This window comes from Caballeronia sp. BR00000012568055, assembly GCF_029439455.1.
Taxonomy (GTDB): Bacteria; Pseudomonadota; Gammaproteobacteria; order Burkholderiales; family Burkholderiaceae; genus Caballeronia.
In genome coordinates, this window is record NZ_JAQFVG010000357.1 from 1 (window position 1) to 13,872 (window position 13,872).

16 protein-coding genes are annotated in these 13,872 nt (G+C 61.1%); 5 read left to right on the top strand and 11 right to left on the bottom strand.

The window, feature by feature from the left end:
* The first annotated feature begins 235 nt into the window (after nt 1–235).
* Nucleotides 236–1,378: an acyltransferase gene (locus tag P7F28_RS30885; protein ID WP_277188985.1), complete on the top strand. Its 1,143-nt coding sequence runs from the start codon at nt 236–238 to the stop codon at nt 1,376–1,378.
* A gap of 9 nt (nt 1,379–1,387) precedes the next feature.
* Here the strand turns inward: P7F28_RS30885 and P7F28_RS30890 are convergent, their stop codons facing one another.
* Both P7F28_RS30890 and P7F28_RS30895 read right to left on the bottom strand, forming a co-directional pair.
* The gene (locus P7F28_RS30890) at nt 1,388–2,104 is read right to left on the bottom strand and encodes a DUF899 family protein (protein WP_277188988.1); all 717 of its coding nucleotides are present in this window, start codon (nt 2,102–2,104) and stop codon (nt 1,388–1,390) included.
* Nucleotides 2,105–2,133: 29 nt separating this feature from the next.
* The gene (locus tag P7F28_RS30895) at nt 2,134–2,793 is read right to left on the bottom strand and encodes a glutathione S-transferase family protein (RefSeq protein WP_277188989.1); all 660 of its coding nucleotides are present in this window, start codon (nt 2,791–2,793) and stop codon (nt 2,134–2,136) included.
* 281 nt (nt 2,794–3,074) lie between these two features.
* On the opposite strand from P7F28_RS30895, the gene P7F28_RS30900 reads away from it, so the two are divergent.
* The gene (locus tag P7F28_RS30900) at nt 3,075–3,572 is read left to right on the top strand and encodes a response regulator (RefSeq protein WP_277188991.1); all 498 of its coding nucleotides are present in this window, start codon (nt 3,075–3,077) and stop codon (nt 3,570–3,572) included.
* A 13-nt stretch (nt 3,573–3,585) separates the two neighbouring features.
* On the opposite strand, the gene P7F28_RS30905 is transcribed toward P7F28_RS30900, so the two are convergent.
* The gene (locus P7F28_RS30905; RefSeq protein ID WP_277188993.1) at nt 3,586–3,903 is read right to left on the bottom strand and encodes a hypothetical protein; all 318 of its coding nucleotides are present in this window, start codon (nt 3,901–3,903) and stop codon (nt 3,586–3,588) included.
* A 158-nt stretch (nt 3,904–4,061) separates the two neighbouring features.
* Here P7F28_RS30905 and P7F28_RS30910 point away from each other — a divergent pair, with 158 nt between their 5' ends.
* The gene (locus P7F28_RS30910) at nt 4,062–4,769 is read left to right on the top strand and encodes an MgtC/SapB family protein (RefSeq protein WP_277188995.1); all 708 of its coding nucleotides are present in this window, start codon (nt 4,062–4,064) and stop codon (nt 4,767–4,769) included.
* On the opposite strand, the gene P7F28_RS30915 is transcribed toward P7F28_RS30910, so the two are convergent.
* Complete coding sequence (locus P7F28_RS30915; RefSeq protein WP_277188997.1) at nt 4,729–5,466, bottom strand: glutathione S-transferase C-terminal domain-containing protein; 738 nt, start codon at nt 5,464–5,466, stop codon at nt 4,729–4,731. The genes P7F28_RS30910 and P7F28_RS30915 overlap by 41 nt on opposite strands.
* A 165-nt stretch (nt 5,467–5,631) precedes the next feature.
* Between P7F28_RS30915 and nudC the strand changes: the two genes are divergently transcribed.
* The gene (nudC, locus tag P7F28_RS30920) at nt 5,632–6,564 is read left to right on the top strand and encodes an NAD(+) diphosphatase (protein WP_277188999.1); all 933 of its coding nucleotides are present in this window, start codon (nt 5,632–5,634) and stop codon (nt 6,562–6,564) included.
* Here the strand turns inward: nudC and P7F28_RS30925 are convergent.
* From P7F28_RS30925 to P7F28_RS30950, 6 genes are all read right to left on the bottom strand, one after another.
* Nucleotides 6,561–7,589 carry a LacI family DNA-binding transcriptional regulator gene (locus tag P7F28_RS30925; protein ID WP_277189001.1) on the bottom strand — a complete coding sequence of 343 codons (1,029 nt, stop codon included), beginning with the start codon at nt 7,587–7,589 and terminating at the stop codon, nt 6,561–6,563. The two genes, nudC and P7F28_RS30925, sit on opposite strands and share 4 nt — an antisense overlap.
* Complete coding sequence (locus P7F28_RS30930; protein WP_277189003.1) at nt 7,586–8,320, bottom strand: ribonuclease activity regulator RraA; 735 nt, start codon at nt 8,318–8,320, stop codon at nt 7,586–7,588. The genes P7F28_RS30925 and P7F28_RS30930 overlap by 4 nt, the downstream gene beginning before the upstream one ends.
* Before the next feature lie 15 nt (nt 8,321–8,335).
* Nucleotides 8,336–10,072: an L-arabinonate dehydratase gene (gene araD, locus P7F28_RS30935; RefSeq protein WP_277189007.1), complete on the bottom strand. Its 1,737-nt coding sequence runs from the start codon at nt 10,070–10,072 to the stop codon at nt 8,336–8,338.
* 78 nt (nt 10,073–10,150) lie between these two features.
* The gene (locus tag P7F28_RS30940) at nt 10,151–10,501 is read right to left on the bottom strand and encodes a hypothetical protein (protein WP_277189009.1); all 351 of its coding nucleotides are present in this window, start codon (nt 10,499–10,501) and stop codon (nt 10,151–10,153) included.
* A 66-nt stretch (nt 10,502–10,567) separates the two neighbouring features.
* Nucleotides 10,568–11,362 (bottom strand): flagellar brake protein, encoded by a 795-nt coding sequence (locus tag P7F28_RS30945; RefSeq protein WP_277189011.1) that lies wholly within the window; start codon nt 11,360–11,362, stop codon nt 10,568–10,570.
* A 194-nt stretch (nt 11,363–11,556) separates the two neighbouring features.
* Nucleotides 11,557–12,183, bottom strand: a complete 627-nt coding sequence (locus P7F28_RS30950; RefSeq protein WP_277189013.1) for a TetR/AcrR family transcriptional regulator — start codon at nt 12,181–12,183, stop codon at nt 11,557–11,559.
* A 136-nt stretch (nt 12,184–12,319) separates the two neighbouring features.
* Between P7F28_RS30950 and P7F28_RS30955 the strand changes: the two genes are divergently transcribed.
* Nucleotides 12,320–12,589, top strand: coding sequence for a hypothetical protein (locus tag P7F28_RS30955; protein WP_277189015.1), 270 nt, complete (start codon nt 12,320–12,322; stop codon nt 12,587–12,589).
* A gap of 6 nt (nt 12,590–12,595) precedes the next feature.
* On the opposite strand, the gene P7F28_RS30960 is transcribed toward P7F28_RS30955, so the two are convergent.
* A complete protein-coding gene (locus tag P7F28_RS30960) occupies nt 12,596–13,858 on the bottom strand; it encodes an MSMEG_0569 family flavin-dependent oxidoreductase (protein WP_277189016.1) in 1,263 nt (420 codons plus the stop codon).
* Nucleotides 13,859–13,872: the final 14 nt, after the last annotated feature.

Below are 13,872 nucleotides of genomic sequence, written 5' to 3' on the forward strand. Positions count from 1 at the left end.
GCAGAAATATTTCCTAACAAGCCGGGCTATTTTTTGCCAATTTTTTAAGCCGATGCTTTCCCCTTACATGCGGGCTGAGAGGCGGCGGCCACCCAAGCACAAGCGTCGTTTAATCAGATGAATTAACTTGAATTATGCAGACAAATTAATCGTCTGCAATAGGTTTGTAACTCGAGTTTGTAACCGGCCCAGTTAATCAAAGGCGCGCCGCCCTCGATTCACCAGGAGGAGTTTGATGAAGCAACACGTGCAGGAGTTGACGGGGCTGCGCTGCGTCGCGGTCATGATGGTGGTATTCGGTCACGCCGAGCATATGACCAATGGCGGGTATAAAGGCGTGTTCGAGCCACTTCGCCTGATATCCGACGGCCGCCTCGGCGTACTGATTTTCTTCGTGCTGAGCGGCTATCTGATCACGCGCATTCTGCACGCCGAATTCAGGTCCACCGGCACCATTCGGCTCGTGCCGTTCTATACGAAACGCGCGTTGCGTATCTGGCCGGCGTTCTATGTCTATCTCGTCGCGATGTCCGCACTTTCATTCGCGGGATGGGTGGATATCGAGCATCGGCAAGTGATGCTGGCCGCACTGCATTTGTGGAATTACGCAGGATTGTTGGGCATCGGCGATCTGAATCATGCGCATTCGGAAGGCGCGTGGTATCTCGGGCATTTCTGGACGCTCGCGCTCGAGGAGCAGTTCTATTGGTTCTGGCCGCCGCTGCTGTACTTCATTCTCAAGCGCGCGCGCACGCGTTTGCTCGCGGCGTTGATAGTCGGCGTGCCTTTAATTCGGATTGCCACGTATTTTCTCGCGCCCAGCTTGCGCGGCCAATTGACGATGATGCTGCATACCGGCATCGATCCGATTTTGATTGGCTGCTTCGTGGCGCTCAATCTCGACGATCTGAAGCGGCGCGCCGCGGCCTTGCCCTGGGGTCCGGTGATCCCGACGCTCGTCGTTCTGATCCTGCTGTTCGCGATCACGCCCGTGCAGAACAAACTCGGCGGTCTATGGCGCGCAACCTACGGCACGACCTTAGAGTCCGCGCTGGTCGGCTTCGTGATCGTGGTGCTGGTATCGCAGAAGGAATTCTGGTTCTCGCGGCTGCTGCGCACTGCGCCGTTCGTGTTCATCGGCACGATTTCGTTCAGTCTGTACTTGTGGCAGCAGCTTTTCACGCATCCGCATTCGCCGGTGGCGTTCGGCTTTCCGTTGTGCGTGCTCGAAGCGCTCGGCGCCGCGATGATCAGCTATTACCTGATCGAAGCGCCGTTCCTGCGCATCAAGGATCGCTTCGCGGCGCGGCGGCACGAACGCCTTCGCAGCGATGATGCGCATGCGCGTGGGATCGCGCATGCGGAAGCCTCCAAGTAACGCAATAACTCAGGACCGTGGACCGTAATCGAGGCTGGGATACCAGTCGGTGCCGCGTCCTTCGGGCGTCATATCGAGCACGGTCCACAGCGGCATCGGGTCCGGCGCGCCGCGCGGATCTTCGCCGGGGTCGGCTGTCGCGAAATCCATTTCGCCGGCCCAGAAGTGGCGGATAACGCCGTCGCGGCGCGTGAAGACGTTGAGCGCGGGGTCGTCGTGTCCTTCCTTGTTCCACGCAAAGTAATCGCGGCTGAAGTTGCCGTTCAGATCGGAAAAGAGCCGCAGATCGCGCCAGCCGCGTTCTTTCTTGTACGCGACGAGCCGGTCGATCGGCGAACGTGCGATCACCGCCAGCGCCACGCGTTGTTCGATATCGCGCGCCTCGCCTTCCCACGCCGATAGCAACGACGTGCACATCGGGCACGGCTTCTCGCGCTGCGGCCCGAACATCCAGCTATAGGTGACGAGCGTGTCCTTGTCGCCGAACAGCGCGGCGAAATCAGCGGGACCGCGTTCGCCTTCGAATCGATAATCGCCCTTCACTTCGCCGCCCGGCGGCAACGCGCGGCGCATTTCCGCCACGCGTTCGATATGCCGCCGCAATTCGATTTCCTCGGCAAGCAACGCCGTGCGGGCGCGCCGGTAGTCGGCGCTTTCGTTGGGAAACCGCATGCCGGCGCGCTGCGCCAGTTCGGCGGCGGGAGCGAGATTGCGTGCTGCTGTCATGATTCGTGTCTCCTTCGTTTGATTGATGTTCAGTCGCGATCCGGCGCGCCGAGCGGAAACAGATGGCGATACGGCCGCGCCTCATCCACCGCCCGTGCAAACGATGGCCGCGCCAGCAGCCGCTTGCGATACGCGATCACCTGAGGATACGCATCGCCGATGCGATGACACCAGTCCGCATAGAACAGGAACGGCGCGGCAGCGCAATCGGCCATGCTGAAATCGTCGCCCGCCGCCCATTCGCGCGTGGCCATCAGGCGTTCGAGATACGCGTAGGACGTGTCGAGCATGGCGCGGGCATCGGCGACGCCGCGCGGGTCGCGCTCGTGCTCGGGGCGCATGGCATCGAAAACAATTTTTTGCTGCGGCGTCGCGACGTAAAGATCGAAAAAACGGTCCATAAAGCGCACGTCGAGCGCGCGTTGCGGATCGGCCGGAATCAGCGTCACCGGTCCCGCATAGTTCAATCCCAAATATTCGATGATCACGCTCGATTCGATCACCGGCGTGCCGCCATCGACCAGCAAGGGGAAGCGCTTCATCGGCCACATTTCGGTGAGTTCGCGCATGGCGTCGGGGTTGTCCGGCCCGAGCGCGCGATATTCGAACGGCGTGGCGTTTTCATAAAGCGCGGTCAGCACCTTCTGACAGTACGAGGAAAACGGGTGGGCGTATAAAACGAGGCTCATCGTATGAATCTCCTGTCGAGTGTCCGGCGCATTTTCGCGCCGCTTATCCGGACGACGAAAAGCGTCGCCGGAAATCGACACGATTTGTAAAAATTTTGTTGTGCAATGCAAGGTCGAAGGTGCGCTTAGGCTTTGCCAGCAAGCCTTGCAGGCATTTAATTGCGCCAGATTGCGAGGTTTGCCGCGACCAGCCCGATTTGCTAACGTGCGCGCCTGCACCCCGCCGCGAGGATCCATTCGAGATCCGGACGAGGGCGTGTCAAGGCAGATGAAAGATGAACATGACGCGCACAAACAAAATAAAAGTGGTCGTTGCAAGCGACCAGCCCGTGGTCCTGTCAGGCCTGCAGAACTGGTTCGATACGCACGAACGCTATCGGGTGAGCGTCTGCGCGCCGAATGCGGAGTTGCTGCTGTCGCGGCTGGAGCACGCCGCCGGCGAACTGATCGTGATGGCCTGCACGATCGATTCATCGTCCGAGGCATGGCCGGTGATGCGCGAAGCGCGCCGCCGCAGCCCGGACGCGCCGATCGTCGTGCTCACCTTACAGACCGATGCGCACCAGCTCCGCGCGATCCACACGGCCGGCGCGGCGGGAATCGTCAGCAAACACGACGACGTGCGCGAACTCGAGCGCGTGTGCAGCCGCGTGTTGTCCGGCATGACGCAGGTCATGTCCAAAAGCGTGGCCGCCCTGTGCGACGCGGCGCGTTCCTTCGACGGCGCGGCTTACCGCGGCGTGCGCCTGACCGTGAAGGCGTTCAACGCGCCATCCTGAACGGCGCGCGCGGTTACCTCGGCAAGCGCGTCGACAAAGGTGTACCGATGGTCTTGCCATCTTCGAAACCTTTCTCGTACGCCCGCTGATCCAGCGCCCGGACGAGCGGCTCGAATTCTTCGGCATAGCCACGGATCAGCGCCAGCAGCGGCTTCACCAGCGCCACCGGCGCGGCCCCCGCCACCTGATGCGCCTCATGCGCCGAACCGACCAGTTCGGTCATGGCGCGCAGCGCCTGCGTACGCTGCAGGCAATACTCCACGAGCGGCATTTCCTGCGTGATGACAGCATGTCCCTGCTCGTTGATCGTCACGCTCATGTTTTGTGGCATCGTCTGTCTCGCTTGTGCTTGTCTGTGGATGGGCCGTCCACTCTAGAAGGCGCACTCCCGCCGCTGCATCGGAAAATTCTTAAACCGCTTCACGTGTACGACATGTTCGTATGAGAATGTCGCCGGTTTGTTTCAAAAAACTCACGGCATTCCATTCGATGAGCATCGATTTCGTCCTGCGTCTTCTCGCCGCGTTCGCGTGCGGCGTCGCAATTGGCATTGAACGGCAGATGCGCCAGCGCACTGCCGGCTTGCGCACCATCACGCTGGTGGCGAGCGGCGCGTGCCTGTTCGTCACGCTCGGCATGCTCACGGGCAACGGCGAGTCGGGTGTGACGCAGATTGCGGCTTACGTGGTCTCGGGCGTCGGTTTTCTCGGCGGCGGCGTGATCATGCGCGACAAGGGTTCGATTCAGGGCATCAATACGGCGGCGACGCTGTGGTGTTCCGCGGCGGTCGGCGTGTTGTGCGGAAGCGGGCATTACGGTCCGGCGGTGGCGGGCACGCTGATCGTGCTGTTGACGAACACGGTGTTGCGCGAAGTGAGCCGCATGATCAACGCGACGCCGGTGTCGAGCGCGGATATCGTGCGTGAATATGTGCTAACCGTGATCGGCCGGCAGGAAGACGAGGTGCATATCCGCACGCTGCTTTCCAACGCGATGGACACGCAGCCGCTGTCGTTTCAAAGCCTGACGAGCGAGGATATCGACGACGAGCCGCCGCGCATGAAAGTCACTGCGACCGTGCGCATGCATCCGAAAGATCAGGCGAAGCTCGAACGCATGGCGAGCCGCATGAGCATGGAGCGCGGCGTGACGAGTATCAGTTGGACGGCGGCGGAAGTTGAGACGGCGCCGGAGTGAGCGCGCCCTGGCCCATGCGTCGGCGCATTTCCATGCAATAGCCTTCCAATTCCGTTTCTTCGTGCACGAAACGCTTGAGCGGCGTATCGATATCGTAAAAACAAATGCTTGCGACGAAGCCGTAAATGCCCGCGTCCGTACTCGAAGGCTCGTCGCCGAAAATAAACGCGTAGTCGCCCAGCAGATTCGATATCGCTTTCAGATCGGCGATACCGCGTGCATAGACCGCGTCCGGTTCGTATCGGCCGATGCCCTGATACCGGTAACGCTCGAAGTTGTACGCGCGCGCTTTTTCCAGCGCCTCCGCGCCGATATCCGGATGCTGTGCGAGCAAGGCATCGCGGAAGCGCGGCCAGTAGCGCTCGTCTTTCCAGCGCGAGTACGACATCACCCAATAAAGATCATCGAGCGTGCGGCGCACGAACAGGTCGATATCGCGTTCTTCCTGCGACATGGCTTCATCGATCGTCAACGCGTATTTGCGTTTCAGATGCGCGATGATCGCATCGCTGTCGCCGATGGTGTCGTCGTCATCGACGAGATAGGGCAACTGGCCGCGCGGCGCGGCGCTCGTATCGAGCACATGTTTGTGCGCGAACGTGAGGCCGGACAGACGCAGAAACGCGAACACCTTCAGCCCGAAAGGATTGTTATCTTCGAGACCAAACAACTGAGGGTAGGCGTACAGCGTGATCATGTGTTCTCCGCGAAAGGTTTGAATCGTCATCCAACGCTATTCAACGCTACTCAACGATATATCGCGTGATTTGCTACGATGGTCAACGCCTTCGCAGCTTTCCCTTTCTTTCCGTCAGGTACGCGCCGCTTCTGCGCGACGCGCCCGGTCAAACAGAAAAATACTATGCCCACGCCGCCTCATGCCATCGGTTTTACTCTCGACCCGCTCGATCGCGTATCCGACAAGCGCGATGACGATGCTTACGTGTCCGCGCTGCGTGACAAGTCTTCCACGCGTTTCCTGCTGTTCGTGAACAATGTGCCGTTGTTCAAGCGCGTTTCCGGTCACGATCCCTTGTTCGAAGCGCACGAAGCCGCTGCGTTCGGACCGGCTTCGCAAGCTGTTTTGCTCGGACTCGAAGCGGACGGGCGCGCGTTGTTTGCTTTGGCGCTGGAGGCATCGGCGGATGCGCTCGTGCTCGAATCGGGTCCGGTCGAAGCGGTCGAGTTGCGTCCCGTCGCGATGCAAGGGTTGGTCGCGCCGCCGCTTATCAGCGCGCTGGGCGAAGCGCGTTCGATGCTCGACTGGCATCGGCGTCACCGTTTCTGCGCGAACTGCGGCACGCCCACCGGCGATGCAGGCGCGGGCTGGCGGCGCATCTGCGGCAATTGCGATGCGCAGCATTTTCCGCGTGTCGATCCCGTCGTCATCATGCTCGTCACCGATGGCGACCGTTGTCTGCTCGGGCGTCAGCCGCAGTTTCTGCCGGGCATGTATTCGGCGCTGGCGGGCTTCGTGGAGCCGGGCGAGACGTTCGAGCACGCGGTGTATCGCGAGGTGCTGGAGGAAGCCGGAATTCGCTGCCGGAACGTACGCTACTACGCCTCGCAGCCGTGGCCGTTTCCTTCTTCGTTGATGATCGGCTGCTTTGCGACGGCGGCTGAAACCGAGTTGACGGTGGATCAGAAGGAACTCGAAGACGCGCGCTGGTTCTCGCGCGAGGAAGTCGCCGGCATGCTCGACGGCACGCATGCGCAATCGCTGTCCGCACCGAAGGCGTTCGCGATTGCGCATCACTTGCTGAAGGCTTTCGTGGACGGCACGGTGCCCGTTTAAACCGTCTCGCGTTCGATCAACTCGAAGCCCACATCCACGATGGCGCGTTCCGTTGCGCCATTCAGCCGCTCGATCAGACACTGCGCCGCCGTCGCGCCGATGCGTTTGCCATCCACGCGAACGGTGGTGAGCGCGGGCGAGGTATCGGCGGCGAATTCGAGATCGCCGAAGCCGCAGACCGCGAGTTGCTTCGGCACGTCGATACCGCGTTTGCGTGCTTCCGAAGTGATGCCGAGCGCGAGCAGATCGGAGCTGCAAAAGACGGCATCGATCGTCGCGTATTGATCGAGCAGATGCGCGAGACCGAGCTTGCCGCTGGCAACCGAAGACGGCGGCGGCATCAAGATTTCGGCGACGTGCGCAATGCCGTGCCGTTCGAACGTTTCGACAAAACCGCGCCGCCGCGCCAGCGCACGCTGATCGTTCGCCGATACCAACGCCGGATGCTTCACGCCCCGCGCGATAAACCGCCGCGCCACCATCGCGCCAATCGCATCGTGCGAAAAGCCCGTGAGCATATCGATGGGATCGTCGGTCATGTCCCACGTTTCAACGATCGGAATGCCGATCTTGCGCAGCCGTTCGCGCAGCGAATCCGTATGTGCGACGCCGGTCAGCAGCACGCCTTCGGGACGTCGGCTGAGAATGGCGTCAAGCAATTGGTCTTCGTTTTCGTCTTCGTAATCGGACAGACCGAGCAGCACCTGATAACCGGCGCGGGACATCGTGTCGCTGAAGACCTGCACCGTCTCCGAGAACAGCGAATGCGCGATGGTCGGCACGATCGCCGCGATCAGTTTCGATCGCGCCGACGACAAGCCGCCCGCCAGCCGATTCGGTACGTAACCGAGTTCCGCGATTGCGCGGCGCACGCGGGCGAGCGTATCGGGCGCGAGCGTTTGCGGCGCGTTGAATGCGCGCGAAACGGTGATCGGCGACACGCCCGCCGACGCGGCGACATCCGTAATGCGGATGGTCTTCGGTGTCTTGCGCTCGCGTCGTGGTTTGGAATCCGAAGCAATCATTTACGTTTGCTGCGCCATTCTGCGAATGCCGCGAGCGTCGATTCATCCGGCGGATACGTGCCGCGCAGAATCGCGCCGCCCTGCACACGCTCGGCGATAAACTCCTCCATGATCTCCTGCTCCGCTGCATCACGTGCGACTTCTGCGGCCATTTCCCGCGGCACGATTACCACGCCATCCACATCGCCAACGACGATATCGCCCGGATAAACGGCCACGCCGCCGCACGCGATCGGCACGTTCATATCGACAGCATGATGCCGCGCGAGATTGAGCGGCGCGCTCGCGCCCGCGCAAAACAGCGGCAGCCCGATATCGCCGATGGTGCCGCTGTCGCGCACGCAGCCGTCCGACACCATGCCCGCCACGCCGCGCACCTTGAGCCGCGTCGTCAAAATCGAACCCGTCGATGCGACGCTGCGATCGCCACGGCAGTCCTGCACCAGCACGCTTCCGGCCGGCGCGGTTTCCACCGCCTTGCGCTGCGGATGATCAGGATTCTTGAATACTCCGACATGATCGAGATCTTCGCGCGCCGGAATATTGCGCAGCGTGAAGGCCGGTCCGACCATATTCGGCGCGCCCGCAGCGGGCTTGACCAGCGGCGCGACGCCTTGCAGAAACACGTTGCGCAAGCCTCGTTTGAAAAGCTGCGTGGTGAGCGTCGCCGTGCTGACATGGCGCAGCTGTTCGATCGTTTCGTCTGAAATGGCGATGTCTTGTGTCGTCATGGTGATGAAGTGGGTTCAATGAATGTCGGGTTCGTCGCTGTCCGCGCGCACGTGTTCTTCGAGAAAATCGAAATCGCAGCCTTTATCGGCCTGCGTGACGTGCAATTGATGCATCACGCCGAAGCCGCGTTCGAACGGGCGTTTCGGCGCTTTCCACGCGGCTTGGCGCGTGGAAAGTTCTGCGTCGCTGATATCGAGGTGCAAGCGCCGCGCGTGTACATCCAGTTCGATAAAGTCGCCGTCTTTGACCAGCGCCAGCGGTCCGCCGACGAACGATTCCGGCGCGACATGCAGCACGCATGCGCCGTAGCTCGTGCCACTCATGCGCGCATCGGAAATGCGCACCATATCGCGCACGCCTTGTTTCAGGAGCTTTTGCGGAATCGGCAACTGGCCCCACTCGGGCATGCCCGGCGCGCCGACCGGTCCCGCATGCTGAAGCACGATCACCGAGTCGGCGCTGATATCGAGCGCTTCGTCGTCGATGCGTGCGGCCATATCCGCGTAATCTTTGAACACGACCGCCGGCCCGCGATGCTTCAGCAAATGCGCTTCCATCGCGGCGGGTTTGATGACCGCGCCATTAGGTGCGAGATTGCCGGTGAGCACGGCGAGGCCATCGTTCGGGACGAGCGGATTGTCGCGGCGGCGGATAACGTCATCGTCGAATATTTCGGCATCCGATATATTTTCGGACAAGGTCTTGCCATTGACCGTTCGTTGCGTGCCGTCGATCAAATCGCCCAATTCCGCGAGCATGGCGCGCAGGCCACCTGCATAGAAAAAGTCTTCCATCAGGTACTTTCCCGCCGGGCGAATATTGGCGATAACCGGCGTCACGCGCGACAGTTCATCGAAGCGCGCGGTGGTCAGCGGCACGCCCGCGCGGCGCGCCACGGCCACCAGATGCACGATCGCATTGGTCGAACCGGACATGGCGAGCACGGTGGTAACGGCGTTATCGAACGACTTCGACGTGAGAATGTCGGACGGCTTCAGATCCGTCCACACCATCTCGACGATCCGCTGACCGGTCAGCGATGCGTATTGCGCATGCCGCGAATCCACCGCGGGAATTGATGCGAAACCGGGCAACGTCAAACCGAGCGCTTCGGCGGCGCTGGTCATGGTGGAGGCGGTGCCCATCGTCATGCAATGTCCGGGCGAGCGCGCGATGCCGCTTTCCACGCCCTTCCACTCGTCCTCCGTAATCTTGCCCGCGCGCAATTCGGCCCAGTATTTCCAGGTATCCGATCCGCTGCCGAGCGTGCGGCCGTTCCAGTTGCCGCGCAGCATCGGGCCGGCGGGAAGAAAGATCGCGGGCAGATTCATGCTGATCGCGCCCATCAGCAAACCGGGCGTGGTTTTATCGCAGCCGCCCATCAGCACGCAGCCATCGAACGGATACGAACGCAGCAATTCCTCGGTTTCCATCGCAAGAAAGTTGCGATAGAGCATGGTGGTCGGCTTTTGAAACGGCTCGGCCAGCGTCATGACCGGCATTTCGACCGGAAAGCCGCCCGCCTGCCAGATGCCGCGCTTCACTTCCTCGACGCGCTGCTTGAAATGCGTGTGGCACGAATTGATCTCGCTCCACGTGTTCACCACGGCGATTACGGGTTTGCCCATGTAATCCGACGGGTGATAGCCCATCTGCGCCGTGCGCGAACGGTGACCGAACGAACGCAGATCGTTGACGCCGTACCAGCGGTGACTGCGCAGCTCTTCCGGTTTCTTGCGGACTGAAGTCAAAGCAATGTCTCCGATGATGGTATCGCTACCATTCGGTGACATGGTACTGACGATGGTTGATGCAGTCGCCTAGGGTTTTTACCTGAGAACGATCAGCGATCCGGTGAAGATCAACACGCACTCGGTGATGAACGACCCCAGCGTCACGCCGATCAACACGCGCCCGACGATCGCCCAGAGCCGATGATCGACATTGCCCGCGCAGCGCCATGCGAGCGTACACCAGAGGGCATAAAGCGCCGCGAACGCGGCAACCGCGACGAGCACGCCTGGCCAGAACCAGACGGTGATCAGAAAGAAAGTTTCGGGGACGAGGCCGCTGGTCCACAAGTCGAACCAGACCGTCCACCAGACGAGGTGGAGCGGCACGCCCAGCAGCCACCAGACTTTCCAGAAGCGTTCTTCACCGCGCCAGGCCTTGAGCAACATGCGCCGCCGTGTCGAGAAAAGGAGACGGGCATTTTACTTCGCGGCCGCGCGCCATGAACGCTCGAATTATGCAGATAAGCTGCGGCGCTTGGCTTCGATACGTGTAATCAGCCGTTGCAGCACGCTTTCTGCCGCGCCCGAAAGCCGCGTGAAACGAAAGCCGACGACATAACGCACGGTGCCGCTCGGCGTCGTGATCGTGCGCGGTGACACGAGTTCAAGGTCCACGCTGAGCGTGCCACCCGCGCCGAGATCGAGCGTGACATCGCTGAAGGCGGTGCCGATCTCCATTTCCGCCAGACGCGCGGCATCGGTGCGAAGCGCCAGACCGCCGAGCGACACGTCCTGCACTTCGCAGCGGAACGCCGCGCCATCCGCGAACGTGCCTTTGGCGGTGTACGGATCGAGTATCGGCGCGGGCACGCGGAAATATTCGCGGCGCTGGAAGTAGTAGAGCTTCTCCGGGAACGGCACCTCGAACGCCTGACGGCCTTCGAAATCGACTGCCTGCGGGCCGTCCGTGACGAACTCCGTGCGCACGCCTTCGGGCGCGGCCTTGAAGCTGAGTTGCGAGGCCGCGAGCAGCTTGCGGTTGTCCTCTTCGACACCGCCCCAATCGAACACGATGCGCTTTTCGCGGGCATCGACTTCGAGCAACTGCGTGACGATCTGGCCGGTCGCGCTCGCCGCCGTCAGCATGTCGCCGCGCTGCACCAGCATACGCAGGACGATAGAAATCTCGGAAGGCGTGAGACGCAGAAAGCGGGCTTGATCTTCCGCGCGGCGCTCGATGTCGGCAACCTGCGCGGCGGCCGGCGCGTTGGAAGGAACGGGTTGCGGCGACATCGGTTCAGCGAGCATGACGGTCCAATCTATTCGTGTTGACTGCGTGTGGAAACGCGTATGGAAACTACAGGCGCACTGCTTTGCAATAATCTGTAGTTTGCATCAAACAAATGGAATCATCACGCGGGTAAGAACCCGGTTTTGGCGTCATTTCGGCGTTTTGACAACAAAATCCGGGCATATGTACCGGCTGGCATTACACGGTGCTTTCACCTTCTAAACGGCAATGAATCGATAAATTGATCGATAGCCGCGAACAATGCGTTCTTCCGAACGCCGTCGTGCGCTTGAATCGACAAACCAGCGAACAAGGTGCTGCATAGCGTGGCGAGCGCCTGCGTGTCCGTACCCGCCGGCAACTCACCGTGTTCCACCGCGCGCGCGAGCCGCCCCGCCACCGCCGCCGACGCCCTTCGCCTGCGCTTTTGCAAATACGCGCGCAATTCCGCGTGCTCGGGCGCAATCGACATCGCGCCGAGAAACAGCATGCAGCCGCGCGGCTTCTGAAACCGCGTGAATAATTCGATGCTCGCGCGATACATCGCCCGCAAGCCCTCACGCGCCGATTCGTGCGACTGCAACGCACGCAAGGCCGCGCCACCCTCGCCGTTCGCGTAGTGATCCAGCGCCTCGCGGTACAGGTCTTCCTTGCTGCCAAAGGCCGCGTAAAGGCTCGGCGAATTGATACCCATATGTTCGATGAGATCACTCATGGAACAAGTGTCGTAGCCCTTGCTCCAGAACACATCGAGTGCGCGTTCCAATGCGGCTTCGCGGTCGAAAGCACGCGGACGGCCGCGCGGTTTCGCTTCGGCTTCGGATTGAGTGGTCGCCATGCTGTTCCCTTCGCGGCATTGATGCGCGTGCCGCAATTCTGAATTATGTGTCGATCGTAACAAAATTGATGGACGCGTGCAGCGGTCGCTGCTTTAATATGTGTATCGATCGTTACATAAATCTTGGAGCAACATCATGAAATCGACTGTTTCTGTTTTGACTGCGGCGTTGTTGCTGGCTGTTTCCGGTGCTGCGTTTGCGCAGACGGCTGTATCGTCCGAGCCCGCGCCGTATTCGGTTTTCGTCGATCAGCCGACGGGTTATACCTTCGTCAAGCTGCCAGGCGGATGGAAGTTCGCGGGCGCGGTATCGAAGGAAGAGGCGCAGCATTTGCCGGACACGGTGCTCACTTCGGTCATGCCCGCTGATTCGGCACACGCGATGAACACCGCATCGGCGAAATAAAGTGCTTTAAACGCAGGCTGCGGACAGGCGTGGTTCCAGCTTGTTCGCGCGCTCGGCACAGATGGCATCGACGATGTATTGCGCATCGCGCGCGACGCCTGAGAAACGCCCCGATCCCCACGTATGCAGCCACGGCAAGCCGACGAAATACACGCCCGGCACGCCCGTCACGCCTCGCAGATGCGCCGGATGGCCGCGTCCGTTGAACACGGGCGCATCGAGCCAACTGAAGTCCGGCCTGAAGCCGATGCACCACACGACCGCTGCGATATCGCTGGCCTGCAAATCCAACGTTTCGCGTTCCGCTGATGGTTGCCACACCGCTTCGTAACGCTCGGCGGCGAGCGCATCGATACCATGCCGCGCGATAAAGCCGTCGATACTCGCGTTGATGTTGTTGTACGTCGTGTCGGCTTCATCGAGATTCGCGCGCAGGTTCGGCGCGAAGCAAAGTTGTCCATCGCGCAAATCTTCAAGTCGTCCGAACAATTCCATGCCTTCGAGTGCGAAGCGGCGCAAATCGATATCGCGTCCGCCGTCGCGGCCGGTGACATAGTGATTGGTGTTATCGCGCACGCCCTCGCGTAGCGGATGATCGGTTACGGGCATGTCGTAGTAGCGCATATCCGCGAGCCAATCGACTACGTCGCGGCCTCGATAGAACCGCGCACAACGCGGCGCTTCACCGACGGCGAGATGCACCTTTCGCCCCGATAAATGCAGGTCTTCCGCGATCTGCGCGCCCGATTGCCCCGAACCTACAACAAGCACCGCGCCCGGCGGCAAGGCATCCGCATTGCGATATTCCGACGACTGCATCTGCACGATACGCGCAGGCAAGCGTTCGGCCATGCGCGGCACAATCGGCGTGTGATAGCCGCCCGATGCCACCACGATCTGATCCGCCGTGAACTCGCCGCGTGTGGTCTGCACGACGTAATGCCCGTTGCGTGTCACGCGCGTGACGGCTGTGTCTTCGAGCACCGGCGCGTTGACCTTGGCGACGAAGGCATCGAGATAGCGGATCAGTTCTTCCTTTTTCATGAAGCCGTGCGGATCATCGCCAGTGTATGGATGACCGGGCAACGCGCATTGCCAGTTCGGCGTCACGAGGCAGAACGTGTCCCAGCGCTGCGTGCGCCACGTGTGCGTCACGCGCTGCTTTTCCAGCACGAGATGGTCGATATTCGCCTGCTGCAAAAAGTAGCTGACCGACAACCCGGCTTGCCCGCCGCCAACGACGATCACGCTGTAATGAGTGTTCGACATTTCGGATTCCTCTA